This window comes from Dermatobacter hominis, assembly GCF_020715685.1.
Lineage (GTDB): Bacteria > Actinomycetota > Acidimicrobiia > Acidimicrobiales > Microtrichaceae > Dermatobacter > Dermatobacter hominis.
The window spans coordinates 4,097,480-4,121,112 of record NZ_CP085840.1 but is presented as its reverse complement, the minus strand read 5'-3'; the positions used below and the strand labels follow the sequence as shown (position 1 = coordinate 4,121,112).

Annotated in this window: 23 protein-coding genes; 8 read left to right on the top strand and 15 right to left on the bottom strand. The window is 72.8% G+C overall.

Annotated elements, in window-relative coordinates:
* Positions 1 to 166: 166 nt before the first annotated feature.
* Positions 167 to 1,156: a diguanylate cyclase domain-containing protein gene (locus LH044_RS19245; RefSeq protein WP_227757257.1), complete on the top strand. Its 990-nt coding sequence runs from the start codon at positions 167 to 169 to the stop codon at positions 1,154 to 1,156.
* Positions 1,157 to 1,193: 37 nt separating this feature from the next.
* Here the strand turns inward: LH044_RS19245 and sufB are convergent, their stop codons facing one another.
* Entirely contained in the window at positions 1,194 to 2,588 is a 1,395-nt protein-coding gene (sufB, locus tag LH044_RS19240) for a Fe-S cluster assembly protein SufB (protein WP_227757256.1), read from the bottom strand.
* A gap of 153 nt (positions 2,589 to 2,741) precedes the next feature.
* Here sufB and LH044_RS19235 point away from each other — a divergent pair, with 153 nt between their 5' ends.
* Positions 2,742 to 3,227, top strand: coding sequence for a DUF2752 domain-containing protein (locus tag LH044_RS19235; protein ID WP_227757255.1), 486 nt, complete (start codon positions 2,742 to 2,744; stop codon positions 3,225 to 3,227).
* A 70-nt stretch (positions 3,228 to 3,297) separates the two neighbouring features.
* On the opposite strand, the gene LH044_RS19230 is transcribed toward LH044_RS19235, so the two are convergent.
* From LH044_RS19230 to LH044_RS19200, 7 genes are all read right to left on the bottom strand, one after another.
* The gene (locus LH044_RS19230; protein WP_227757254.1) at positions 3,298 to 3,954 is read right to left on the bottom strand and encodes a hypothetical protein; all 657 of its coding nucleotides are present in this window, start codon (positions 3,952 to 3,954) and stop codon (positions 3,298 to 3,300) included.
* A 131-nt stretch (positions 3,955 to 4,085) separates the two neighbouring features.
* A complete protein-coding gene (locus tag LH044_RS19225; protein WP_227757253.1) occupies positions 4,086 to 4,604 on the bottom strand; it encodes a gamma carbonic anhydrase family protein in 519 nt (172 codons plus the stop codon).
* 10 nt (positions 4,605 to 4,614) lie between these two features.
* Positions 4,615 to 5,142: a flavin reductase family protein gene (locus tag LH044_RS19220; protein ID WP_227757252.1), complete on the bottom strand. Its 528-nt coding sequence runs from the start codon at positions 5,140 to 5,142 to the stop codon at positions 4,615 to 4,617.
* 9 nt (positions 5,143 to 5,151) lie between these two features.
* Complete coding sequence (locus tag LH044_RS19215; RefSeq protein WP_227757251.1) at positions 5,152 to 6,111, bottom strand: MBL fold metallo-hydrolase; 960 nt, start codon at positions 6,109 to 6,111, stop codon at positions 5,152 to 5,154.
* 184 nt (positions 6,112 to 6,295) lie between these two features.
* Positions 6,296 to 7,171: an HhH-GPD family protein gene (locus LH044_RS19210; RefSeq protein ID WP_227757250.1), complete on the bottom strand. Its 876-nt coding sequence runs from the start codon at positions 7,169 to 7,171 to the stop codon at positions 6,296 to 6,298.
* Positions 7,150 to 7,914: a class I SAM-dependent methyltransferase gene (locus LH044_RS19205; RefSeq protein WP_227757249.1), complete on the bottom strand. Its 765-nt coding sequence runs from the start codon at positions 7,912 to 7,914 to the stop codon at positions 7,150 to 7,152. The genes LH044_RS19210 and LH044_RS19205 overlap by 22 nt, the downstream gene beginning before the upstream one ends.
* Positions 7,915 to 7,966: 52 nt before the next feature.
* Positions 7,967 to 8,479: a MaoC family dehydratase gene (locus tag LH044_RS19200; protein WP_227757248.1), complete on the bottom strand. Its 513-nt coding sequence runs from the start codon at positions 8,477 to 8,479 to the stop codon at positions 7,967 to 7,969.
* Between the two features lie 388 nt (positions 8,480 to 8,867).
* On the opposite strand from LH044_RS19200, the gene LH044_RS19195 reads away from it, so the two are divergent.
* The gene (locus tag LH044_RS19195; protein WP_227757247.1) at positions 8,868 to 11,534 is read left to right on the top strand and encodes an EAL domain-containing protein; all 2,667 of its coding nucleotides are present in this window, start codon (positions 8,868 to 8,870) and stop codon (positions 11,532 to 11,534) included.
* Between the two features lie 10 nt (positions 11,535 to 11,544).
* Positions 11,545 to 13,149 carry an acyl-CoA dehydrogenase family protein gene (locus tag LH044_RS19190; RefSeq protein WP_227757246.1) on the top strand — a complete coding sequence of 535 codons (1,605 nt, stop codon included), beginning with the start codon at positions 11,545 to 11,547 and terminating at the stop codon, positions 13,147 to 13,149.
* 36 nt (positions 13,150 to 13,185) lie between these two features.
* On the opposite strand, the gene LH044_RS19185 is transcribed toward LH044_RS19190, so the two are convergent.
* Positions 13,186 to 13,710 carry a magnetosome magnetite crystal formation protein family gene (locus LH044_RS19185; RefSeq protein ID WP_227757245.1) on the bottom strand — a complete coding sequence of 175 codons (525 nt, stop codon included), beginning with the start codon at positions 13,708 to 13,710 and terminating at the stop codon, positions 13,186 to 13,188.
* Positions 13,711 to 13,776: 66 nt separating this feature from the next.
* Between LH044_RS19185 and LH044_RS19180 the strand changes: the two genes are divergently transcribed.
* Entirely contained in the window at positions 13,777 to 14,319 is a 543-nt protein-coding gene (locus LH044_RS19180) for a hypothetical protein (protein ID WP_227757244.1), read from the top strand.
* A gap of 43 nt (positions 14,320 to 14,362) precedes the next feature.
* Here the strand turns inward: LH044_RS19180 and LH044_RS19175 are convergent, their stop codons facing one another.
* Positions 14,363 to 15,799 (bottom strand): aminobutyraldehyde dehydrogenase, encoded by a 1,437-nt coding sequence (locus LH044_RS19175; RefSeq protein WP_227757243.1) that lies wholly within the window; start codon positions 15,797 to 15,799, stop codon positions 14,363 to 14,365.
* 89 nt (positions 15,800 to 15,888) lie between these two features.
* Between LH044_RS19175 and LH044_RS19170 the strand changes: the two genes are divergently transcribed.
* Positions 15,889 to 16,908 (top strand): isopenicillin N synthase family dioxygenase, encoded by a 1,020-nt coding sequence (locus tag LH044_RS19170; protein WP_227757242.1) that lies wholly within the window; start codon positions 15,889 to 15,891, stop codon positions 16,906 to 16,908.
* Between the two features lie 30 nt (positions 16,909 to 16,938).
* Here the strand turns inward: LH044_RS19170 and LH044_RS19165 are convergent, their stop codons facing one another.
* The 3 genes from LH044_RS19165 to LH044_RS19155 form a co-directional block, all read right to left on the bottom strand.
* A complete protein-coding gene (locus LH044_RS19165; protein ID WP_227757241.1) occupies positions 16,939 to 17,814 on the bottom strand; it encodes an HpcH/HpaI aldolase/citrate lyase family protein in 876 nt (291 codons plus the stop codon).
* 92 nt (positions 17,815 to 17,906) lie between these two features.
* Entirely contained in the window at positions 17,907 to 18,968 is a 1,062-nt protein-coding gene (locus tag LH044_RS19160) for an HpcH/HpaI aldolase/citrate lyase family protein (protein WP_227757240.1), read from the bottom strand.
* A gap of 74 nt (positions 18,969 to 19,042) precedes the next feature.
* A complete protein-coding gene (locus LH044_RS19155; RefSeq protein WP_227757239.1) occupies positions 19,043 to 20,437 on the bottom strand; it encodes an NAD(P)/FAD-dependent oxidoreductase in 1,395 nt (464 codons plus the stop codon).
* A gap of 118 nt (positions 20,438 to 20,555) precedes the next feature.
* On the opposite strand from LH044_RS19155, the gene LH044_RS19150 reads away from it, so the two are divergent.
* The gene (locus tag LH044_RS19150; protein WP_227757238.1) at positions 20,556 to 21,551 is read left to right on the top strand and encodes an NADPH:quinone oxidoreductase family protein; all 996 of its coding nucleotides are present in this window, start codon (positions 20,556 to 20,558) and stop codon (positions 21,549 to 21,551) included.
* Between the two features lie 46 nt (positions 21,552 to 21,597).
* On the opposite strand, the gene LH044_RS19145 is transcribed toward LH044_RS19150, so the two are convergent.
* Complete coding sequence (locus tag LH044_RS19145) at positions 21,598 to 22,383, bottom strand: TlpA family protein disulfide reductase (protein ID WP_227757237.1); 786 nt, start codon at positions 22,381 to 22,383, stop codon at positions 21,598 to 21,600.
* Positions 22,380 to 22,997, bottom strand: a complete 618-nt coding sequence (locus tag LH044_RS19140) for a disulfide bond formation protein B (RefSeq protein ID WP_227757236.1) — start codon at positions 22,995 to 22,997, stop codon at positions 22,380 to 22,382. The genes LH044_RS19145 and LH044_RS19140 overlap by 4 nt, the downstream gene beginning before the upstream one ends.
* Before the next feature lie 149 nt (positions 22,998 to 23,146).
* Between LH044_RS19140 and LH044_RS19135 the strand changes: the two genes are divergently transcribed.
* Positions 23,147 to 23,632, top strand: coding sequence for a glutathione peroxidase (locus LH044_RS19135; RefSeq protein WP_255626072.1), 486 nt, complete (start codon positions 23,147 to 23,149; stop codon positions 23,630 to 23,632).
* The last annotated feature ends 1 nt before the right edge of the window (position 23,633 follow it).

Genomic DNA, 23,633 nt, shown 5'->3' with positions numbered 1-23,633 from the left:
AGTGTGGCAGCGAGCCGCCGCGATCCGGCGCCGCGCCGCTCCCGATTCCTGAGACGGCCCTCGTCCACGGCGCGCCCCGGGACCGGTCGGGCGCGTGTGACGGACGCGCACCCCATCCGGTCGGCGAATGCTCAACGACGGGCCGGATCACGCCGACAACAGACCCATGAGCGATCGCGGGGCGGGTACTCCCTCGAACGAGGCGCGAGGCGCCGTCGGCACCGACGTGGCCGACGGATCGACCGTCGACGCCGTGCGCCGGATCCTCGACGCCGCCTCGGTGCCGACCGCGACGCTCGACGGCGAGGGCCAGATCGTCTCGCTCAACCCCGCCTTCGCCCGGCTCTGCGGCCGCGCCCCCAGCGAGATCGCCGGGCTGCACCTGCTCGCCCTCTGCCCCGGCCGCGACCAGGCCGAGGTGCTGTCCAAGCTGGTGCGCATCGTCGGCGCGGTCTCCGACATCGAGCAGGAGGAGCTCCGCGTCACCGGCGCCGACGGCCGGGTCCGCACCCTCTCGCTCACGCTCGGCGGCCTCACCGGCGCCGACGGCCGGGTCGACCGGGTCGTGGCCATCGCCGCCGACCTCACCGAGGAGCGACGGGCGCAGCGCCGCCGTCGGCGCGAGTCGGTCGAGCGTGCGCAGGAGACCTTGGCCGACGGAGAGACCGGCCTCCCCAACCAGCGGGCGCTGCCCGTGCTGATCGGGTCGGCCGTCCGCCGGGCCGGGTCGCACGACGCCCCGTTCGCCGTGCTGCGCTGCGAGGTCACGAACCTCGACGACGTCGAGCACCGCCACGGCGCCGCCACCACCCGCCAGGCCATGTCCGCCGTCGCGGAGCGGCTGACCCAGCGGCTGCGCAGCGCCGACACGGTCACCCGGTCCAGCGCCGCGGCCTTCACGGTGATCGCCGAGGACCTCGGCGATCCGCAGGACGCCGCGGGCGTGGCCTACCGACTGCTCGCCGGGGTCGTCGAGGACGTGCTCGTCGACGGCACGGCCGTGTCGATCGACATGGTCATCGGCATCGCCGTCGGCGACGGGACCTCGTCGCCCGAGCGACTCGTGTCGGACGCCGGTCGGGCCACGACCGAGGCGCTCGCCGACGGCGTGGGCGGGTTCCGGATGATCGACACCCGCACCGCCTCGGCCGCCTGAGCAGCCGCCCGCCCCTCACGGAGCGGGCGTCGCAGGCTCAGCCGACCGACCCCTCCATCTGGAGCTCGATCAGGCGGGACCACTCGACCGCGTACTCCATGGGCAGCGTCCGGGTGACCGGCTCGATGAAGCCGTTCACCACCATGGACATCGCCTGCTCCTCGGAGAGGCCGCGGCTCATCAGGTAGAAGAGCTGCTCGTCGGCCACCTTCGACACGGTGGCCTCGTGGCCGATGACGGCGTCGCGGGCACCGACCTCCATGTACGGGTACGTGTCGGAGATCGAGTCGGGATCGAGGATGAGCGCGTCGCACTGCACGTGCGAGCGGCAGCCGTAGGCGTCGTCCTCGACCCGGACGAGGCCACGGTACGACGTCTTGCCGCCGTCCTTGGAGATCGACTTCGAGACGATCTTCGACGTCGTCTCGGGTGCGGCGTGGATCATCTTCGAGCCGGTGTCCTGGTGCTGGCCGGCGCCGGCGTAGGCCACCGAGAGCACCTCGCCCGAGGCCTTGGGGCCGACCATGACGACCGACGGGTACTTCATGGTCAGGCGGGAGCCGATGTTGCCGTCGATCCACTCCATGTGGCCCTCGGCCTCGACCCGGGCCCGCTTGGTGACCAGGTTGAAGACGTTCGAGGACCAGTTCTGGATGGTCGTGTAGGTGACCCGGGCGGCCTCCTTGACGACGATCTCGACGACGGCGGAGTGCAGCGAGTCCGACGTGTACACCGGCGCCGAGCAGCCCTCGATGTAGTGCACCTTCGAGCCCTTGTCGGCGATGATCAGCGTCCGCTCGAACTGGCCCATGTTCTCCGCGTTGATGCGGAAGTAGGCCTGCAGCGGCATGGTCACCTCGACGCCCGGCGGGACGTAGATGAACGAGCCGCCCGACCAGACGGCCGAGTTCAGCGCCGAGAACTTGTTGTCGTTCCGGGGGATGACGGTGCCGAAGTACTGCTTGACGATCTCGGGGTGCTCCCGCAGCGCCGTGTCCATGTCGCAGAAGATGACGCCTTGGCGCTCCAGGTCCTCACGGTTGCGGTGGAAGACGACCTCGGACTCGTACTGCGCCGTGACACCGGCGAGGTACTTCCGCTCCGCCTCGGGGATGCCGAGCTTCTCGTAGGTGTTCTTGATCGCGTCGGGGAGCTCGTCCCACTCGTCGACCTGCGTGTTGGTCGGCTTGATGTAGTAGTAGATGTCGTTGAAATAGATCTCCGACATGTCGCCGCCCCACCGGGGCATCGGGCGCCGCTCGAAGGCCCGCAGGGACTTGAGGCGGAAGTCGAGCATCCACTGCGGCTCGCCCTTCATCCACGACATCTCCCGGACGATCGCCTCGTCGAGCCCGCGCTTGGGCTTGAAGACGTAGTCCTCCTCGTCGCTCCAACCGAGCGAGTACTTGGAGAGGTCGAGATCGACCGACATGTGGGAGCTCCTCCCGGAGGGTCGGTGGTCGGGGAACTGCTGGCGGACGGATTTCTCCTACGCCGATAGTAACAACCCCCCGGCGCCCCGGACATTCCCCCCGGCGTGCTCCCTGGCACCCCGTTCCGGCGCCCCGTGCCTAGGGTGGGCCCCGTGACGGTGACCGGGGGCGATCGAACGGACCCACGGCCCGGTTGGGTCCCGCCGGCCGAGCTGCCGAGGCCGCCGCGGCCGCGCTGGGTGGCGCCGGTCGCGACCGGTGCCGCGCTCGCCGCCGGGTGCGCGGCGGTCGCCCTCTGGGATCCGGGCGACGGCGGCACCGCAGTGTGCTGGTCGAGGTCGGTGTTCGGGGTCGACTGCCCGCTCTGCGGCGGGCTGCGCGCCGCCAACGCGCTGCTCCGCGGCGACTGGCTCGCCGCCGCCGACCACAATGTGATCGTGGCGGTCGGCCTGCCGATCGCAGCCGTGCTCTGGGCCGTCTGGCTCGTCCGGTCCCTGCAGGACCGCCCGTTCCGCCTGCCCACGCTGCCCCGCCCCGCCCTCGTGGCCGTCGGGGTCGCCCTGCTCGCGTTCACCGTCGTGCGCAACCTCGACGTCGACGTCGGGTGGGTGCACTGGCTGGCCGCCGACGCCGCCTAGCGGCAGGTCCCGCCCGCGACCGACGCTGCGGACCGACAGGTGCGGGGCCCCGGGGTCGGGATCCCGACGGTCAGGCGCCGGGGACGAGCGTGGTCGTGCTGAGGTCCATCCCGGGCACCGACGGCAGCGAACTCGTCGACGGCACCGTGGTCGTGACCGCCGGTGTCGTCGTCGACGGCGGGGCCGTCGTGGTCGGGACCGTGCTGCCCGAGCCGTCGGGCGTGGTGGTCGTGGTCGCCCAGTCCGGCCACGGCGCCGCCGAGTCGGTGAAGTCCAGGCGCACCGTCGCGGCCTCGAGCGGCGGGAAGGCGATCCCGTCGCCGCTGACCGTGGCGCCGGTCGTGCCGATCGCGGCCTGGCGCACCGTGCCGGCGAAGTGCAGCTGGGAGGTCGCCGGGTCCTCCATGCCGACGACGGTGACGGCCTGGGCGGCGTCGACCCGGACCGACAGGAACGCCAGCCGGCCGACGTGGCCGTCGTCGTAGGTGACCGTCGAGATGCCGATCGCGAACTGGTGCCCCTCGACCTCGCCGGTGAAGTAGTCCCGCGCGTCGACGCAGGCGTCGGTCACCGACCACGTGGGGCCGGTCGCCGAGGTGGCGGACATCGAGGCGGACACGAGGTCGCCCGAGCAGCCCTGGGCGCCCGCCGGCGCGGCGAGGCTGACCCCCGCCACGAGGGCGAGGGTGCTGAGGGCGAGGAGGAGGGTGGTGGCGGGTCGGCGCATGGGTGGTGGGGTCCGGGTCGGCGCGGGCGGACCCACGTCAGGTACCCAGTCTGTCCAGGACCAGCACCGGAGGGTAGGGGCAGATCGCCCCGCCTGAGGATCCTCCCGCCTGGGCCCCGGGGACGGGTCGGTCAGTCGAGGCGGCGGAGCTGGTCGCGGTAGCGGAGCCGGCGCTGGACGTAGGACTCGACGCCCAGGTCGAAGTGACCCGGCTCGACCGCGTCCTCCTTGATCGTCGCCGGGATCCCGAGCGCCATGGCGAGCGGGGGGACGACCTTGTTGTTGCCGACGAAGGCGCCCCCGCCGACGATCGCCTCGCGGCCGACCCGGGCGTTGTGCAGGACCTTGGAACCGATGCCGATCAGCGCCTTGTCCTCGACCGTGCAGCCCTCGAGGTGGGCCAGGTGCCCGATCGTGACCTCGTCGCCGACGGTGGTCGGCCAGAACGGCGTGGTGTGGATGACGGCGCCGTCCTGCACCGAGCAGCGGGCGCCGATGAAGATGAAGCCGTCGTCGCCCCGCAGGACCGCACACGGCCACACCGAGGACTCCGCACCGATCACCACCGAGCCGATCACGATCGCGTCGGGGTGGATGTACGCGCTCGGGTGGATCTCCGGTTCCTGGTCGCCGAGGGCGTAGACGGGCACCGTCGCCGCCTCAGAGCTGGGAGTGGCGGCCGTAGCCGCCCTTGAAGAACAGGAGCGGGCCGACGTCGGGGCGGTGCACGTCGAGCGAGCGCACGAGCCCCTCGACGATCAGGTGGTCGCCCCCCTCGTGGGTCTCGTAGAGCTCGCAGTCGATGTGGGCCACGGCCCCCTGGATCAGCGGCGACCGGGTGATCGGCGACGGCTCCCAGGAGATGCCCTCGAACTTGTCCTCGGCCTTCGACGCGAAGCGGCCCGAGGTCTCGTGCTGGTCCTCGGCGAGGACGCTGACGCCGAACACACCGGTGGCGGCGATCGACGGCCACGTCGACGAGGTCCGGGCCACGCAGAACCCGACGAGCGGCGGATCGAGCGACACGGAGAAGAAGCTGCCGATGGCGAGGCCCACCGGTCGGTCGTCGGCCAGCGAGGAGATGACGGTCACGCCGGTCGGGAAGTGCCCCAGCACCTGCCGGTAGAGCATGGGGTCGATCTCGATGGGCGTCCGGTCGTCGGAACCGGTGCTGGTCGTGTCGGTCACGCCCTGAACCTACCGGGCGGCGGCGACCGGCGAGGAAGCCGGTCGGGCGGCCCGGTCGGCCACCGCGGGCGCGCCCGGCGCGCTCCCCAGGACCGCCCCCGAGCGGGCCGCGACGCCGGGATCGGCCGTGCTCGGCGTGGCGCCGGGCAGCGCGAGCGTGAGGCCCTCGTGGGCCGCGACCACCTCGGGCACGCCGCGGGCGTCGGCGAGCCGGCGGGCGTCGGCGAGGAGCTCGTCCACCCGGCCGTCGTGGTGCGACGGGTCGTGGTGGAACAGCACGAGCGTGCGGCAGCCCGCCTGCGCGGCCACCTCGACCGCGTACTCGACCGTGCAGTGACCCCAGTCGCTGCGTTGCGCGAACTCGGCGTCGTCGAACTGGGCGTCGTGGATGAGCACGTCGACGTCGCGGCACAGCGCCAGCACCGCCGGGTCGACCTCGGTCGATCCGACGCCCGGCTGCTGGTGGTCGCTCACGTAGGCGACCGACCGACCGCCGAGCTCGATGCGGTAGCCGAGCGTCGGGCCCACGTGCGGGACCCACGCCGCCGTGACGAGCGCGTCGCCGACCCGGAACGAACCGGGCTCGGTGTCGTGGAAGCGGATCTCGCCGGGCAGGGCGTCGACCTCGACCGGGAAGTAGGGCGGCGACAGGAAGCCGCGCACGACGTCGGCCAGCGACTCGCCCTCCTGCGCCGGGGCGTAGAGGTCGAGCTCGGCACCGTCGCACAGCAGCGGCGCGAAGAACGGGATGCCCTGCACGTGGTCCCAGTGCAGGTGGGTGACGAGCGCGGTCCCCCGGAACGGGGTGGCTGCGGACGGGCAGCCGCAGCCGTCGATGCCGTAGAAGCGGAGCCCGGTGCCGAGGTCGAGCACGATCGGCTCCTGACCCGGCTCCTCGACGGCCACGCACGCGGTGTTGCCGCCGTAGCGAGCCAGGCGCTCGTCCGAGCACGGGGTCGAACCCCGCACGCCGTAGAACGTGACGTTCAGAACGGTCCCCCTGATCAGCCGGATCGGGCCCTGCCACACGTCCGGGCACGTGAACAGTAAGTGAACCGGCGCCGCCGATGCCGTCCGCTGTGACCGAAATCTCGGCAGTGGCCGCATCCGGGCCGCAGAGGTGGACGCGGCGCGTTCGCGCGCTGACGCCGCGTCAGGGGTGGGCGAGCACGCCGTCGGCGCCGCGGACGACCAGGCCGTCGGCCACCAGCGACTCGACCACGGCGGCGACGCGGTCCTCCTCGACGCCCCGTTCGGCGATCGAGCGCTCGACGACGGCGGCGGCGGCCCGGCCCTCGGCCACCGCGGCGAGGACGAGCCCGCGCAGCTGGCGGTCGGACCCCTCGAAGGGGGCCTGCCGGCGAGAGACGCCGGCCGAGCCCAGCGCGGGGTCCGGGGCGGGCCAGCCGTCGGCACGCCACCGGCACGTCACGGGGCAGCCGTCGCAGTCGGGCACCGGCCGGCACCGCCGGGCGCCGAGGTCCATCAGCACCTGGTTCCACTCCCAGGACCGGTCTGCCGGCACCCACGCGTCGGCCGCCGACTGCGCGGCCGTCGGCGTCAGGCGGCGGCCGTCCCGCCGCGCCAGCACCCGGGCGATGTTGGTGTCGACGACCCCGACCGGCTGCTCGAGCGCGAAGGCCAGCACCGCCCGGGCCGTGTACGCGCCGACGCCCGGGAGCGCGAGCAGGCCGCCGAGGTCGTGGGGCAGCTCGCCGCCGTGGTGCTCGACGCAGGCCCGCGCCGCCGACCAGAGGTGGCGCGCCCGCCGCGGGTAGCCCAGGCCCTGCCACTCGGTCAGCACGTCGCCGAGCGGCGCGGCCGCGCAGGCGGCCGGCGTCGGCCACCGCTCGAGGAAGCGCTCGTACCGGGGCACGACGCGCGCCACCTGGGTCTGCTGGAGCATGACCTCGCTCACGAGCACCGCCCAGGGGTCGCGCGTCCGTCGCCACGGCAGGTCGCGCAGGGCCGCGAGCCCGGCCGACAGGACGTCGGCCTGCTCGGACGTCAGACCGGCAGCGTCCGGCACGTGTGCAGGACGGTCTCGTGCGGGTAGTCGAACGTCCCCGTGAGCTCGGGGTGCCCGGCGAGGAGGCGCCGGGCCTCGTCGAGCAGCGCCTCCCGGTCGGGCTCGTCGAGCGCGGCGACGAAGCTCGTCGACCGGAGCCGGTCGAGCACGCCGTCGAGCGTCGTCGGCACCGGGTTGGGGTACCGGTGCTCCTCGAGCGGCGTGAACCCGCCCGACGCCGCGACGACCTCGGACCACGGCCGCTCGCGGTGGTCGATGTAGGGCCGGCCGCCGGTCCGCTCCTCGACGAGCCGCGTCAGCTCGTCCACCCACGGCGTGGCCTCGTCGCGCGCGTTCCAGACGAGCGCGAGCACACCGCCCGGGCGCAGCACCCGGGACGCCTCGGCGAGCGCGGCGTCGGCGTCGAACCAGTGGAACCCCTGGCCGACCGTCAGCACGTCGACCTCGTGGTCGGCGACGGGCAGCGCCTCGGCGACGCCGAGCACGATCGGCACCGCCGGGAGCGACAGACGGAACTGGCGGGCCATCGCGTCGAGCGGCTCGACGGCGCGGAGGTCGAGCCCGGCCCGGACGAGTTGGCCGGTGAGGATGCCGGTGCCCGCGGCCAGGTCGAGGACCGTCCCGCCGCCGCGACACAGGTCCTTGATCGCGCCGATCGCCGGCCGGGCGTACGTGGGTCGGATCCGCGCGTAGGTGGCCGCGGCCGACGTGAAGCCGCCGGCGGCGACGGGGTTGACGGTCACGCCCCCAGACTCGCGCGCGACGTCGCCGGACCCGGTCGCTGGGCGGAGGGGCTCAGCCCTCCCAGACGTCGTCGGCGTAGGGCCGCGAGCGCTGGGGGGCGGCGTCGCGCTTCCAGACCATCACCTTGCGCTTGAAGTAGCAGACCTCGACGCCGTCCTGGTTGAAGCCCTTGGTCTCGACGGTGACGATGCCGCGGTCGCCCTTGGACGACTCGCGGGTCTCGAGCACCCGGGTCTCGGCGTAGATGGTGTCGCCGTGGAAGGTCGGGTTCTTGTGCTGCAGGGTCTCGATCTCGAGGTTGGCGATGGCGGCGCCCGACACGTCGGGGACGCTCATGCCGAGCACGAGCGAGTACACGAGGTTGCCCACGACGACGTTGCGACCGTGGACGGTCTCGTTCTCCGCGAACCACACGTTGGTGTGCAACGGGTGGTGGTTCATCGTGATCATGCAGAAGAGGTGGTCGTCGTACTCGGTGATCGTCTTGCCGGGCCAGTGCCGGTAGATGTCGCCGGGCTCGAAGTCCTCGAGGTAGCGGCCGAAGGGGCGGTCGTGGACGGTCATGCGCCGGACGGTAACGGAGCGGCGTCGGGGGCACCCAACCGCCCGGGGGGCCGGGTGCCCGCCGGTCACGGTGCGTGACCTCGCGGCTTCGCTCCCGCCCCGCCTCCCCGCCACCCCGACTGGTCCGTTCGGCCCGAAAACGTGGGTCGCGCGGCCCCTCCGGGTCCTCGATCCTTGCCACGTCGACTGGGAGATCTACCCTCCAAGTAGCTCACGGAGCGTGGTGTACCGTGCGCTTCAAGTGAGCACTGCAACGTCACGAGGACACAGCACGCGACGGCGCCGCAGGCGGGCACCACACGCAGCGCCACGAGGAGAGGTACCGCCCCGCCGGGCAGCGCAGGCGAGGGACCCCGCACCGAGCGGGGTTCGGGAAGGGACGAGATCGATGGGGCGCGACGCGCACGAGGGCACGGAACGGGATGCACCGCTCGCGTCCGCCGTGCTGTCCGCGACCCCGTCCACCGGCGTCCACGACGCCGCCACCGCGGACCAGCAGGCGGCCCAGCTCGAGATCCTCCGCTGGCGGACCGTCGCCGCGGTCGTGATCGGTGCCGCGGTCATGGTCCTGCCGCTCTTCGGCGACCTCCGGCTGCAGATCGGCGCCGCCATCCTCCTGTTCGCCACCGCGTCGAACCTCTGCCTCACCCGGCGCGTCCAGCGCGGCGGGACGGTCCCGGCCCTGCTGGCGCTCGGCGACATCGCCGTCGCCTGCACCGTGGCGATGCTCGTGCCCGAGGCCTACGGGGTGGTCATCGTCGTGCTCGTGTCCAGCACGGGGCTCTACGTGTTCTGGTTCGGCCCGCGGGCGTCGTGGCGGCTGCTCCCGCCGACGGCGATCGCGCTGCTCGCCATCGGGCTGTGGAGCTCGCCCGACGCGTGGGTGCCGTACCTCATCGCCTGGGTCGTCACGTGCACGTTCTCGACGATCATCTTCGGCCACGTGGCCCGGACGCTCGCGGCCCAGCGCAAGCGCTACGACGAGCTCGTCAACGGCATCGACGCCGCTGTCTGGGAGGGTGCCGGACCTGCCGGGCCGGCCGAGTTCCTCAGCGACCACGTGGTCGACCTGCTCGGCTACGGGCTCGACCAGGTGCGCGACACCGCGTTCTTCACGAGCCGCGTCCACCCCGACGACCTCGAGGTCGTGCTCGAGAGCCAGCGGCTGGTCGCCGCCGGCGAGAACGTGGAGGTGCACTTCCGCATCGTCGACGCCTGGGGCCGGACCCGCCGCATCCAGAACCGCGTGCGGGTGACCGTGGACGGCACGGGCCGGGTGACCCGGCGGCGCGGCGTGCTCGTCGACGAGACCGCCCGGTGGGAGGCCGAGAGCTCGGTGCGGCGCTACTCGGACTTCGTCGAGGGCATCCCGATCGCCCTCGTCGTGCTGAGCATGGCCGACCCCGACGACCCGACGAGCTTCGTGCTCCAGGCCGCCAACCCCGCGGCCACCGCGATCGCCGACCTGGACGAGGCGGCGATCGGCCACCGGCTGGCCGACCTGCTGCCGGTGAGCGACGAGTTCCTCGACGACATGGCGCAGGTCATCCGCGATGGCGAGCCCCACGACGAGCCGTTCGTGCAGATCGAGGGTGTCGACGAGGTGTTCTCCATGCGCGCCGTCCCCCTCCCCGACCGCTGCGTGGGGATCTCGCTCGAGGACGTGACCAAGCGGGCCCGCATGGCCGAGGCGTTCCGCCACCAGGCGACCCACGACGCGCTGACCGGGCTGCCCAACCGAGCGCTCCTGCAGGAGCGCCTGGGCCGTGCGCTGATCGAGGGCGACCGCACGGGTGCGCCGGTGGCGCTGCTCATGGTCGACCTCGACCAGTTCAAGGACGTCAACGACGCCCTCGGCCACGAGTACGGGGACGCGCTGCTCCGCGAGCTGTCGCGCCGCATGTCGAACCGCCTCCGCAACTGCGACACGATCGCCCGACTCGGCGGCGACGAGTTCGCCGTCCTGCTCACGACCGACGCCACGACGGGTGGTGCGGAGGAGGTCGCGCGGCGGCTGACCGAGCTCGCCGAGGAGCCGGTGCAGGTCGGCCAGTACCGGCTCCAGGTGAGCGCCAGCGTGGGAGTCGCGATCGCACCCGAGCACGGCAACGACGCCGAGACCCTCATGCGCCGGGCCGACGGCGCGATGTACGACGCCAAGCAGGCCGGCGGCGGCCACGTCGTCTACTGCCCCGCCCAGGAGGTCGCCGCGGTGCGGCGCCTCGAGCTGCTCGCCGACCTGCGCGAGTCCGGCTTCACCGACGACGTGGAGGTGCACTTCCAGCCCCGGGTCGACCTTCGCACGATGTCCACCTTCGGCGTCGAGGCGCTCGTGCGCTGGCGCCACCCCCGGCACGGGCTCCTCGCCCCCGCCGACTTCATCGAGCTCGCCGAGGTGTCGGGCGCGATCCGGTCGATCACCCAGACGGTCACGGTCCGGGCGTGCGACGCGCTCGCGACGCTGACCGGGCGGGGCCTGCGCTCGGCCAGCGTGAACCTGTCGACGCGCAACCTCTACGACCCCGTCTGGGTCGACTGGCTGTGCGACCTGTCCCACGACATCGAGCTCGTGCCGGGCAGCCTCTGGATGGAGCTGACCGAGGGCCAGCTGATGGACGACCCCCGCCAGAGCGCGGACGTGATCCGGCGACTCCACGACGTCGGCATCCGCTTCAGCGTCGACGACTTCGGCAGCGGCGCCTCGTCGCTCGCGCTGATCCGCGACCTGCCGATCGACGAGGTCAAGATCGATCGGCGCTTCGTCGAGGAGCTCCTCGACGGCGACGACCGGATCGTGCGGTCGATCGTGGACGTCGGCCACCACCTCGGCCTGACCGTGACCGCCGAGGGCGTCGCCGACCCGACCGTGATCGGCGCCCTCCGGGCGATCGGGTGCGACACCGCCCAGGGGTTCGCGCTGGCGCCGCCCATGCCGTTCGGCGACCTGCTCACTCACCTCGACGCCGTCGCGGACCCGGACGGCGCCGGGCGTGGGCCCGAGGGCGCCGGCGACGTGGCTGCGACGGCTTGGAGGCCCGCCGTTACCGACCGGTAACCTCGCGCCCATGACGAGCGCAGACCTCCCCCGTCCCGACCTCGACGCCGTCGCCACGGCCCTCGACGTGGCCCAGGGCGTCCTGGACAGCGGCATCGCGCAGCTGGCCAAGAACGGCATCGACGACAACCAGGTCCTGGCCTACGACATCGCCCACGCGACGGCCGGCGTCGTGGCCTCCCGGAGCCTCCTGACCTACGGCGCGCAGGGCGACCAGCAGGCCGCCATCGCCTGCGCCTTCGCCGCAGGCGCACTCGCGGACGTCGCCGCCAAGGTGTTCGGCCGCGAGGAGGAGTGGGGCGTCGAGCCGGGCGACCTCGACGCGACGCGCGCCGTCACCGCCGCCTACGGATCGCCGGCGTTCCTCGCGTCGCTCGCCGACACCGACGGTCCCCGCGGCCTCGCCGACGACTTCGAGATGGTGCAGGACACCTTCCGCCGCTTCGCCGAGGACAAGATCGCCCCGGTTGCCGAGCACATCCACCGCGAGAACGCCGACATCCCCGAGGACATCATCACCGGCCTCGCCGAGATGGGCGCCTTCGGACTGTCGATCAGCGAGGAGCACGGCGGCTTCGCGAGCGGCACGGAGTCGGACTACGTGGCCATGATCATCGCCACCGAGGAGCTGTCGCGCGGGTCCCTCGGCGCCGGCGGCTCGCTGATCACGCGCCCGGAGATCCTGGCCCGCGCCCTCGAGGCCGGGGGCACCGAGGAGCAGAAGCAGGAGTGGCTGCCCCGCCTGGCCTCGGCCGAGGTGATGAACGCCGTCGCCGTGACCGAGCCCGACTACGGCTCCGACGTGGCCGGCGTGAAGGTGCAGGCGACCCAGGTCGACGGCGGCTGGCTGATCAACGGCGTGAAGACGTGGTGCACCTTCGGGGCCCGCGCCGACGTGCTCATGCTGCTCGCCCGGACCGACCCGGACCGCAGCAAGACCCACAAGGGCCTGTCGATGTTCATCGTCCCGAAGGAGCGCGGCGACGGCCACGGCTTCCGGCAGACGCAGGACAACGACCACGGCGGCGGGAAGATGGAGGGCCGCCCGATCGACACGATCGGCTACCGCGGCATGCACTCCTACGAGATCGCGCTGGAGAACTGGTTCGTCCCCGACGAGAACCTGATCGGCGGCGAGGCCGGCCTCGGCCGTGGCTTCTACTACCAGATGGCCGGGTTCGAGAACGGGCGCATCCAGACGGCGGCCCGGGCGGTCGGCGTCATGCAGGCCGCGCTCGAGGAGGCCCGTCAGTACTCGATCGACCGCAACGTGTTCGGCCAGCCGGTCCACGACTACCAGCTCACCCGGGCCAAGCTCGGCCGCATGGCGGTGATCGTCCAGGGCGCCCGCCAGTTCTCCTACGACATCGCCCGCCAGGTGGCCTCGGGTGACGGCCGGCTCGAGGCCGCGCTGCTCAAGGCCTACGTCTGCAAGGCCGCCGAGTGGGTGACCCGCGAAGCGATGCAGATCCACGGGGGCATGGGCTACGCCGAGGAGTACACGGTCAGCCGGCTGTGGGTCGACGCCCGCGTGCTGTCGATCTTCGAGGGCGCCGACGAGGTGCTCTGCCTGCGGGTCATCGCGAAGCAGCTCGTGGAGCGGCAGGGCGCCTGACGGCCCCGGGGCCACCTGCGCCGAGGGCGGACCGCCTCAGCCGACGGCGCCCGAGACCATGCGGATGTTGATCGGGTAGCGGTACCACTCGCCCCTGTTCGCCGCGACCGCGGCGATGATCGGGAACACCAGGTTCATGATCCACACGACGACGAACGTGACGAACCCGACGCACACGAACATCAGGACGAAGCTCGCGACGTAGGCGATGACGAGCGTGAGCTGGAAGTTGAGCTCCTCGGCTGCATGGTGGCGCACGAAGGGCTGCTCCGGCTTGGTGGTCAGGTGGACGACCAGCGGGCCGACCCAGCCGAAGCACGGCACGATGAACCCGATCGCACCCAGGGCGTGGGCCAGGGCGGCGGTGGACGTCTGGGCCTGGACGCCGGTCGCGGCTGCCGGGTACCCGCCGTACGGCGCCGCCACGGCGCCGGGCGCCGGCTGGGCCGGCGGCGCGGCCTGACCCCACGCGGTCCCGTCCCACCACCGGGTCACCCCCTGCGGATCCGGGTACCAGCCGGGCGGTGGGCCGGCGGGCGGCTGCTGCTGCTGATCGCTCACCCCACGATCCTCCCACCGCCGCGACGTCAGGGGCCGGAATCCGCGACCTCTCCTTAGCCTGGAAGGATGCTCCGCCACGCCCGGACCGCGCTCGTCCCCCTGGCCGCCCTCGTGCTGGTCGCCACGGTCGCCGCGTGCAGCGGCGGCGACGACGAGGGCGCCGACGGTTCGGAGAAGGCCACGCCCACCGAGACGACGCCGACGGCGGTCGCAGGGACGGGCACCGACACGACGGCACGCGACGCGAGCGACTTCTGCTCGTCGCTCGGCACCAGCGGGATCGAGGACCTGCTGGGCGCGCCGCCCGCCCGTGTCACGGCCACCGACACGTCGTGCACGTGGTCCCAGGACGGCGGCGACGGGACGCACGAGCTGGCGGTGACGATGACGCCGCACCCCAACGACTCGGAGGCGCAGGCCGCCGTGTCGGGCGACGAGGACCCCGCACCGGGGCTCGGCTCGTTCGCCGCCAGCGCGATCAGCTTCGACGACGAGCGGGGCGAGGTGCAGGTGTCGACCGGTCCCGCCGTCATCACGGTGACCGCCTCGGCGCCGGGCCTCACCGAGGCCAGGCTCGCCGCCGCGACCGTCGCGATGCTCCAGGGGTAGGTCGAGGCCCTCGGGCGAGGGCCGGGCGGGCGGACGGGGTGGGTCAGAGCTTGATCATGACGTGCTTGATCTCGGTGTAGTGCTCGAGCGCGTAGACCGACATGTCCTTGCCGTAGCCCGACTGCTTGTAGCCGCCGTGGGGCATCTCGGAGACGATCGGGATGTGGTCGTTGACCCACACCGTGCCGAACTGCAGCCGCTTCGCCATGCGGAGCGCACGTCCCACGTCGTTCGTCCAGACCGATGACGCCAGTCCGTAGTCGACGCCGTTGGCCCAGGCCAGCGCCTGGGACTCGTCGTCGAAGCGCTGCACGGTGACCACGGGCCCGAAGACCTCCCGCTGCACGATCTCGGAGTCCTGGGCGGGGTTCACGACGACCGACGGCTCGTAGAAGAATCCGGACCGGTCGCCGACCCGCCCACCGGTCGTGACCTCGGCGCCGGCGGCCACGGCCCGGTCCACCATGCCGGCGACCTTCGCCTGCTGCTCCGCCGAGATGACGGGACCGACCGCCACGTCGGGATCCGACGGGTCGCCCCACCGCAGCGACCCGACCGAGCTGGTGAGCCCGGACACCACGTCGTCGAACACCTTCGGACCGGCGACGACGCGGCAGGGGGCGGTGCAGTCCTGGCCGGAGTTGTAGTAGCTCATCTCGGTCAGGCACTCGACGACGGCGGCCGGGTCGGCGTCGTCGAACACGATGACCGGGGCCTTGCCCCCGAGCTCGAGGTGCACGCGCTTGAGCGTCTCGGCCGCGTTGCGGGCGATGAGCTTGCCGGTCGAGACGTCGCCGGTGACCGACACCATGGCCACGTCGGGGTGCGCGACGAGGGCCGCACCCGCGGACTCGCCCTGGCCGAGCACGACGTTGAGGACGCCGGGCGGGAGGATGTCGGCCGCGAGCTCGGCCAGGCGGATGGCCGTGAGCGGGGTCAGCTCCGACGGCTTGAGCACGACGGTGTTGCCGGTCGCCAACGCCGGACCGACCTTCCACGTCGCCATGTTCAGCGGGTAGTTCCACGGCGCGATCGAGGCCACGACGCCCAAGGGGTCGCGGCGGACGAAGCTCGTGTGGTCCTCGAGGTACTCCCCCGCCGCCCGGCCCTCCATGAAGCGCGCCGCCGCGGCGAAGAACCGGAAGTTGTCGACGGTGAGGTCGAACTCGAAGTCGATGATCGACACCGGCTTGCCGACGTTCGCCGACTCCAGGGCCTTCAGGCCGTCGAGGTCGGCCTCGATCGCGTCGGCCAGGGCGGTGATCCGCTCGAAGCGCTCGCGCGGCGTGGTCTCCGACCACGTCTCGAACGCCGCCCTGGCCGTGGCCACCGCGGCGTCGACGTCGGCCGCGCCCGAGGATGCGACGGTGGCGAGCACGTCACCGGTCGACGGGTCGAGCACGTCGTCGGTCGCCCCCGACTCCGCTGGGCGGAACTCGCCACCGATGAAGTTGCCCGTCTGCGCCAGGGAGATCGTCATGGCGCCATCATCCCGCGAGACGTGGCGGCCCGCCCGGTTCACGGAGCGTTCACGGACGCGCGTCGACCGGCCGGTGTTCGATCGTCCCCATGGACGCGCCCGTGCACGAGATCGACCTCCGTCCCCTCCTCGAGGACGGCCCCCACCGCCCCACCGGCCGTGCCGTGGTCGACGCCTTCGACCGCGCCGGGCGCGACAGCGGGTTCATCCTCCTGACCGGCCACGGCGTGGACCCGGCGGTCATCGACTCGGCGATCGACGCCTGGCAGCGCTACTTCGACCTCCCGCTCGAGCAGAAGCTGGCGCACGTGCCGCCGACGTCAGACGCCAACACCGGCTACACGCCGTACACGTCGCAGGCCCTCGCCTACACCTCGGGCGAGGAGACGCCGCCCGACCTCATGGAGGGCTACTCGATCGGGCGCGACGACGCGCTCGGCCCGTTCTTCGACGAGCACCGGGAGTGGTTCCAGCCGAACATCTGGCCCGAGGAACCCCGGGACCTGCGGGCCGCCAACGACGCGCTCGAGGCCGAGCTGCGGCGCGTCGCCGACGTCGTGCTGCGGGCCATGGCGCTCGCGCTCGACCTGCCCGAGGACTGGCTCGTCGTCCGCAACGAGCGCGCCGTGATCACGCTGCGCCCCAACCACTACCCGACGCCCGCCGGCGAGGAGGTGCGCGACGGCCAGCAGCGGCTCGGCGCCCACACCGACTACGGGGTGATCACGCTGCTCGTCGCCGATCCCGTGCCGGGCCTGGAGGTGCTCCGGGGCGGCGTGTGGCACGGCTTCACCCCGCCGCACGGGACGATCCTGTGCAACATCGGCGACATGCTCTCGATGTGGACCAACGACCGGTGGACCTCGACGATGCACCGGGTGGTCGCGCCCGAGCCGGGTGCGCCGCGCCGCCGCTCGATCGCACGGTTCCTCGACGGCGACCCGAGCGTGGAGCTCGCGCCGATCCCGAGCTGCGTCGGCGAGGGTGCCCCGGCCCGGTACCCGACGGTCAACGCCGGCGAGTGGCTGCTGGCCAAGCTGATCGGCGGTGCGGAGGGCGCGCCGGTCGACCTCCCCGACGGCGGGCTCACCGGGGCCACCCACCGCTGATCCGGCCCCGCCGCCCCGGGCGCGACCGGGTCAGTCCGACAGCGCGGCGATCGCGTCGGCGATCGCGATCGCCCGACGGGCGTTGTCGACGTGGAGGTTCTCGATCATGCGCCCGTCGACGGTGATCACGCCCTTGCCCGCCGCGAGCCCCTCGTCGAAGGCCTCGATGACCCGGCGCGAGTACTCGATCTCGTCCTCCGACGGCGAGTAGGCGGCGTTGCACGGCTCGACCTGGGTCGGGTGCACCAGGGTCTTGCCGTCGAAGCCGAGCTCGGCGCCCTGGGCCGCCTCGACCGCGAACCCGTCGGGGTCGCGGACGTCGTTGTAGACGCCGTCGAGGATCACCTTGTCCGCGTAGCGGGCGGCGTTCACGCAGCGGGCGAGGCCCCACAGGAGCGGGGCACGGCCCGGGACGAGCGCGGCGCGCAGCTCCTTGGCGAGGTCGTTGGTGCCCATGACGAGCACGGCCAGGCGCTCGGACGACGTGGCGATCTCGACGGCGCGCTCGATCGCGGCCGGCGTCTCGAGCATCGCCCAGATGCGGGTGTGGTCCGGGACGCCGGCGGCCTCGATCACCTTCTCGACCTCGGCGACGTCGGCCGCCGAGTTCACCTTCGGCACCACGATGCCGTCGGGGCCGGCCTGCGCCGCGGACCGGAGGTCGTCGGCCGACCACTCGGTCTCGAGCGAGTTCACCCGGATCGTCAGCTCACGGGACCCGTACTCGCCCGACTGCACCGCGGCCGCCACCTTCTCGCGCGCCACGGCCTTCATGTCGGGGGCGACCGAGTCCTCGGTGTCGAAGATGATCGCGTCGGTCGGCAGCGTCTTCGCCTTCTCGAGCGCCTTGTCGTTCGCGCCGGGCATGTACAGCGCGCTGCGGCGGGGGCGGATCTCGTCGGTCATGTCGATCGTCTCCTCGACGTGCGGATCGGGTCCCTGACGCCCGTGGTCGACCGCCACGGTCGGCGGCAGGCGTCAGGACGCGGGGCGGGTTGTCAGAAGCCGTAGCGGTCGGCCAGCTCGGGGTCCCGCTCGGACAGCTGCCGGGCCAGCGCGACGACCACCTTGCACTGCTTCACCGAGGCGTCGTCCTCCATCTTGCCGTCGAGCATGATGGCGCCCGTCCCGTCCCCCATCGCCTCGATCACCCGCTGGGCGTGGGCGACGTCGGCCGGGTCGGGCGAGAACACCTTCTTGGCGATGTCGATCTGCACGGGATGCAGCGACCAGGCGCCCACGCAGCCGAGCAGGTAGGCGTTGCGGAACTGGTCCTCGCAGGCGACGGTGTCCTTGATGTCGCCGAAGGGGCCGTAGAACGGCAGGATGCCGGCCATCGCGCAGGCGTCGACCATGCGGGCGATCGTGTAGTGCCAGAGATCCTGCTGGTAGCTCGCGCGGTCGGCGTCGTAGGCGGGGCCGTCGTCGCCCTGCGGCGGGTCCTGGCGGACGAGGTAGCCCGGGTGACCGCCACCGACGCGGGTCGTCTTCATCCGGCGGTTGGCCGCGAGGTCGGCGGGGCCGAGCGAGAGGCCCTGCATCCGCGGCGACGCGAGGCAGATCTCCTCGACGTTGGCGACGCCACGGGCGGTCTCGAGGATCGCGTGGACCATCAGCGGCTTCGTGAGGCCGGCCTTGGCCTCGAGCTGGGCGAGCAGCCGGTCGACGTAGTGGATGTCCTCGGGCCCCTCGACCTTCGGGACCATGATCACGTCGAGGCGGTCGCCGACCTCGGTCACGAGCGTCGTCAGGTCGTCGAGCACCCACGGCGAGTCGAGGCTGTTGACCCTGGTCCACAGCTGGGTGTCGCCGAGGTCGACCTCCTTCGCGACCTCGACCAGGCCGGCCCGGGCCGCCTCCTTGGCGTCCATCGGGATGGCGTCCTCGAGGTTGCCGAGGAGGATGTCGACGGTCGGTGCGATGTCGGGGAGCTTGGCGGTGACCTTCTCCAGGTGCGGCGGGAAGAAGTGGATCATCCGCGACGGCCGGAACGGGATCTCCCTCAGCGGCTCGGGGGCGCCGACGGCGAGGGGCTTGAAGAAGTCCTTGGGGCTCCGCATGGGCCGCGACGCTAGGACGGCGCTCGCGGACTGTCGAAGTCGGCCGGGCCGGCAGCCGACCGCCCCGCTCCGGCTCAGCTGTCGAAGCCGAGCCCGAGGCGGTCGAGGAGCCGCAGCCAGGGACCGCGGCGGCCCTCGCGCGCATCGGCGCGGGCGATCGCCCGCCGGGTGAGCTGCACGCCGACGGTCCGGATCGGCTCGGGCGGGAACGGCAGCGGTGCCCGACGGACGAGGTCGAGGTCGAGCAGCGGCGACTCGGGCCGGAAGAGCAGGTCCAGGCACACGTGGCCGCCGAACCGCGACGCCCCGACGCCCAGCCCGGTGTAGCCGACGGCGTACGCGACCCGGCCGTCGAGCGCGGTGCCGAACGACACCGAGAAGCGGGTGGACGTGTCGATGACACCGGCCCAGCGGTGGCTGAACCGCACGCCCTCGAGCTGCGGGAACGTCGTGTGGAAGTGCTCGGCGAGGCGCCGGAAGGTCTCGGGCCGGTCCTCGAACCGCTCGTCGATCCGGCCCCAGTCGTGGAACACCGCGTCGTAGCCGCCCCACACGATGCGGCCGTCGTCGGTCAGCCGCGAGTAGTGGAACTGGTTGGTCGTGTCGGACATCCCCTGGCGGCCGGCCCAGCCGACCGAGGCCAACCGGTCCCCCAGCGGCTCCGTCGCCAGCACGTGGTCGTAGACGGGGACGACGCGCCGGTTGATCGACCGCACCGGCGACCGGGCGGCGTTGGTCCCGAGCACGACGGCACCGCAACGGATCCGACCCCGGTCGGTGCGGACGACCACGCCGGCGCCGTGCCGCTCGAGCCCGGTCATCCGCGTCCGCTCGACGATGCGCCCGCCCGCCGCCCGCACCGCGTCGGCCAGGCCCCAGCCGAGGCGCGCCGGGTCGACCAGCGCCTCGCCCGAGCGGGTCCACGACCCGGCGAGGAACGTGGGCGAGTCGACGAGCGCCCGGATGCCATCGGCGTCGAACAGCTCGACGTCCTCGCCGTGGGCGCGCTGGCGCGCCGCGTCCTCCTGCACCTCGGGCACGCACCACGGCTCGGTGGCCACGGCCAGCGCGCCGGTGCGCTCGAGCCTGGCGTCGATGCCGAGCCGCTCGACGTCGGACACCAGCCCGGCGAAGTTGTCCCTCCCGGCGGTGAGCGTGGCGTCGAGGTCGCGGCCGAAGCGGGCGATCCCGTTGGCGAGCCCGTGGGTCAGCGACGCCGAGACGAAGCCGCCGTTGCGACCCGACGCCTGTCCGACCACCGCCCCGGCGTCGATCACCAGCACCGACCGCGACGGCTCCGCCTCGAGCGAGCGCAGCGCCGCCCAGAGACCGGTGTAGCCGGCGCCGACCACGACCAGGTCGGCCCGGTCGTCGCCGTCGAGCGACGCCGCCGGACCGGGACGGTCCGCCGTGTCGGTCCAGAGCACACGGAGATCGGAGTCGGCGAGCGAGCGGTCGACGGCGTCCACGGCACCGATCCTCCCACTCGCGCTCCCCCGCCCCGTCCCGTGGTGCTCGAGGCGTCGGGATCGGCGTCCCGAGCACCACGGGACGTCGGGCCGGCGGGGTTCGCTAGCTTGCTCGCCCATGCGAGCCGTGATGTGCCGTGCGTTGGGCGAACCAGAGGACCTCGTGGTCGAGGACCTCGACACGGTCCCCTGCGGGCTCGACCAGGTTCGCGTCCGCATCTGGTCCTCCGGCGTGAACTACGTCGACGCGCTGTTCGTGCAGGGCCGCTACCAGATCAAGCCGCCGCTCCCGTTCGTGCCCGGCTCCGAGATCGCCGGCGAGATCACCGAGGTGGGGCCTGCGGTCGACGGATGGACCGTCGGCGACCGCGTGATGGCGTCGACCGGGCTCGGCGGGTTCGCCGACGAGGCCGTCCTCCGGCCGGATCAGCTGACCCGCATCCCCGACAACCTGTCCTTCGGCCAGGCCGCGACGATGGGCCAGTCGTACTGCACCGCCTGGTTCACCCTCACCCGGCGCACGGTCCTGCGACCCGAGGACTGGGTGGTGTTGTTCGGCGCGGCGGGCGGCGTCGGGCTGGCCATGCTCGACGTGGCCCGGTCCTTCGGCGCCCACACGGTCGCGGTGGCGTCCAGCCCCGAGAAGCTGCAGCTCGTGATCGAGCGCAACGCCAACGCGGTCATCGACGCGTCGGTGCCCGAGTCCGAGGCCGGCCCGCTGCGGAACCAGATCCGTGAGATCACCGGCGGCGGGGCCGACATCGTCGTCGACACCGTGGGGGGTTCGCTCGCCGAGGCCGGCCTGCGGGGCCTGCGGGAGGGCGGTCGGCTCATGGTCATCGGGTTCGCGTCGGGCGACATCCCGTCGCTGCCCGCCAACCAGGTCCTCCTGCGCAACCGATCGGTGCTCGGCGTCGACTGGGGCGCGTGGGCGCTGGGGCACCCGCAGGAGAACGCCGCTCTGCTCCGCGAGGTCCTCGCCCAGGTCGAGGCCGGCGCGCTGTCGCCGATCGAGCCGACCACCCTGCCGCTCGAGGACGTGGGCGTCGCGCTCCGTGACCTCCTCGAGCGCCGGGTCGTCGGCAAGGTCGCGCTCGAGTCCCGCGCCCGCTGACCGGGCACCGGGCCGGCGCGATCGCCCGTCGGGGGCTCCGGTGCGGTCAGCCGGCGGCGGCGGCCGGGTCCTCGCCCTCGGCGAGGGCGTCGACGGCGGCGCCGAACTGCGCCATCGGGACCTCGCCGCTGCCCCGCGCCACGACCTGGCCCTGGCCGTTCGTCATCACGAAGTACGGGAAGCTCGTCAGGCCGTAGTCCGACGCGGCGGCCGACTGGTCGTCGTCGAGGACCACCTGGGAGGTGATGCCCTCGTCCGCGATCCACGCCGACGGCGGGTAGTTCGGCCGGTCCTCGCTGACCGCGGTGCTGACGAAGACGATCTCGACGCCCTCGGGCAGGTTGCCCTCGTCGATCCACTCCTGGATCAGCGGCACCTCCTTCTGGCAGTGCGGGCACCAGTGGGCGACGAAGACGATCACCTTCGGCGTGCCGTCGGCCGGGTCGATCGTGACCTTCGAGCCGTCGAAGGTCTCGCCCTCGATCTTCGGCGCGGCCGCGCCGATCGCCGGGTCGTCCGATGCGCTCGTGAACGGGCTCGATCCCGTCGACGACGGCATCTCCGGCAGCGGCTCGCCCGTCACCGTCACCGCAGCCGTCTCCTGCTTCGAGTCCGCCGCCGCCGCGGCGCCCGAGCCCTCCTTGGCCGCCGACGACGCGTCGTCGTCGGAGCGCGTGGCGAGCACCGCGATCAGCGCGCACGCCGCGACGACCAGCACGGTCGCGCCGATCACCAGCGGGTACGTGAGCTTCCGCCGCTCCTGCGCCCTGCTGAGGCGGGAGTACGGGTCGGCGCCGCCGTGGGCGTCGCGCTTGCGGTTCGAGCCGGTCATGCCGGCACCTCCTGGGGGGATGGGTCGTCGGTCCGCCCGGCGCGGCCGGCGACGGCGCCGCCGGAGCGGCTGCGCCGCTCGGCCGAGCGGGCGACGAGCACGAGCGTCGCGATCAGCACGAAGCCGACCCACGCCATGCCGGGGATGGAAAGGAAGTGGAGCTCCCAGATCCACAGCGTCGAGCACGAGGCCTCGAGGCTGCAGGACGTGGCGACGGCGTCGGGGAAGCGCTCGTGCAGGTAGTGGTAGGTGCTGATGGCGGCGCCGATCAGTGCGATCGGCAGGACGTAGCGCCAGATGCCGCGATCACGGCGCAGCGCAGCGATCCCGAGCACCACGACGAGCGGGTACATGCAGATCCGCTGGTACCAGCACAGGTCGCACGGCGTGAAGTGCCGGACCTCGGACATGTACAGGCTGCCCAGCGTGCACGTCGTGGCGACGGCGAACGCCAGCGGCAGCGCAGCGTCCGAGACGCCGTCTCGGAGCGAGGCCGCGCCGGGACCGAGCCCCCTGGTCCTGGCGACGAGGGCGAACACCGCGGTCGCCGCGACGAACACCAGGCCGACGACGGCCAGCATCGCCAGGAACAGGCTCACGGTGTCGTTCGACATCCCGGCCGAGGGTATCGGCAGCACCCCGCCGTACCGGCGGAGGGGCGCCTGCCGCTGAGAGCACGGCAAGGCAGGTGGCGCGCCCGCCGGGCGGCGCACGTGACCCGCTGACCCGCGGTCGGCGGACCGCCGATTGTAGGGTGCCGGCCATGTCCGTCTACGACGCAGATCTCACCGCCCTCGACGGCACGCCCGGCGTGCTGGCCGACCAGAAGGGCAAGGTCACGCTGCTGGTCAACGTCGCCTCGAAGTGCGGCCTGACCCCGCAGTACACGCAGCTCGAGGAGCTCCAGCGGCGCTTCGGCGACCAGGGCTTCACGGTCGTCGGCGTGCCCTGCAACCAGTTCATGGAGCAGGAGCCCGGCTCGCCCGAGGAGATCGCGACGTTCTGCTCGACGACCTACGGCGTGACCTTCCCCCTGACGGAGAAGGTCGAGGTCAACGGCGACGACCGGTCGCCGCTCTACTCCGAGCTGACCGCGGTCCCCGACTCCGACGACGGGACGGTGGGCGACATCCGCTGGAACTTCGAGAAGTTCCTGGTCGGCCGCGACGGCGAGGTGCTCGCCCGCTTCAACCCGACCGTGGTGCCCGACGACCCGAAGGTCGTCGACGCCATCGAAGCCGCGCTCTGAG

Coding starts and splice junctions, on each gene's coding strand:
- LH044_RS19245 (WP_227757257.1), top strand. CDS start 167: ATGAGCGATCGCGGGGCGGGTACTCCCTCGAACGAGGCGCGAGGCGCC.
- sufB (WP_227757256.1), bottom strand. CDS start 2,588: ATGTCGGTCGATCTCGACCTCTCCAAGTACTCGCTCGGTTGGAGCGAC.
- LH044_RS19230 (WP_227757254.1), bottom strand. CDS start 3,954: ATGCGCCGACCCGCCACCACCCTCCTCCTCGCCCTCAGCACCCTCGCC.
- LH044_RS19200 (WP_227757248.1), bottom strand. CDS start 8,479: ATGACCGTCCACGACCGCCCCTTCGGCCGCTACCTCGAGGACTTCGAG.
- LH044_RS19195 (WP_227757247.1), top strand. CDS start 8,868: ATGGGGCGCGACGCGCACGAGGGCACGGAACGGGATGCACCGCTCGCG.
- LH044_RS19190 (WP_227757246.1), top strand. CDS start 11,545: ATGACGAGCGCAGACCTCCCCCGTCCCGACCTCGACGCCGTCGCCACG.
- LH044_RS19180 (WP_227757244.1), top strand. CDS start 13,777: ATGCTCCGCCACGCCCGGACCGCGCTCGTCCCCCTGGCCGCCCTCGTG.
- LH044_RS19175 (WP_227757243.1), bottom strand. CDS start 15,799: ATGACGATCTCCCTGGCGCAGACGGGCAACTTCATCGGTGGCGAGTTC.
- LH044_RS19170 (WP_227757242.1), top strand. CDS start 15,889: ATGGACGCGCCCGTGCACGAGATCGACCTCCGTCCCCTCCTCGAGGAC.
- LH044_RS19165 (WP_227757241.1), bottom strand. CDS start 17,814: ATGACCGACGAGATCCGCCCCCGCCGCAGCGCGCTGTACATGCCCGGC.
- LH044_RS19160 (WP_227757240.1), bottom strand. CDS start 18,968: ATGCGGAGCCCCAAGGACTTCTTCAAGCCCCTCGCCGTCGGCGCCCCC.
- LH044_RS19150 (WP_227757238.1), top strand. CDS start 20,556: ATGCGAGCCGTGATGTGCCGTGCGTTGGGCGAACCAGAGGACCTCGTG.
- LH044_RS19145 (WP_227757237.1), bottom strand. CDS start 22,383: ATGACCGGCTCGAACCGCAAGCGCGACGCCCACGGCGGCGCCGACCCG.
- LH044_RS19140 (WP_227757236.1), bottom strand. CDS start 22,997: ATGTCGAACGACACCGTGAGCCTGTTCCTGGCGATGCTGGCCGTCGTC.
- LH044_RS19135 (WP_255626072.1), top strand. CDS start 23,147: ATGTCCGTCTACGACGCAGATCTCACCGCCCTCGACGGCACGCCCGGC.